This window comes from Psychrobacter sp. TB20-MNA-CIBAN-0197 (genome assembly GCF_040309765.1).
GTDB lineage: Bacteria > Pseudomonadota > Gammaproteobacteria > Pseudomonadales > Moraxellaceae > Psychrobacter > Psychrobacter submarinus.
The window spans coordinates 1-234 of record NZ_JBEOPC010001415.1 but is presented as its reverse complement, the minus strand read 5'-3'; the positions used below and the strand labels follow the sequence as shown (position 1 = coordinate 234).

Sequence of the window (234 nt, the reverse complement as noted above, 5' to 3'; positions counted from 1 at the left end):
ACAACACCCAAGTGGTTTGTAGCTATCTATCAGAACTTGGTTCTATAGTTAGACAAGCATTATATCGATATCACCTTTATCCTTGATTCAGTTAGGATAAGTGATACTTATTAAAAGTCACACAACAGACTCATATCTAAACCCCTTTGCTGACGACAATAGCACGATGGCACCACCTGATCCCTTCCCGAACTCAGAAGTGAAACATCGTTGCGCCAATGGTAGTGTGGCTCC

General features: G+C 41.9%; 1 rRNA gene. It reads left to right on the top strand.

Going from position 1 to position 234, the window contains the following annotated elements:
* Positions 1 to 148 precede the first annotated feature (148 nt).
* Positions 149 to 234 (top strand): 5S ribosomal RNA (gene rrf / locus AAEY83_RS18620); the annotation flags it as partial.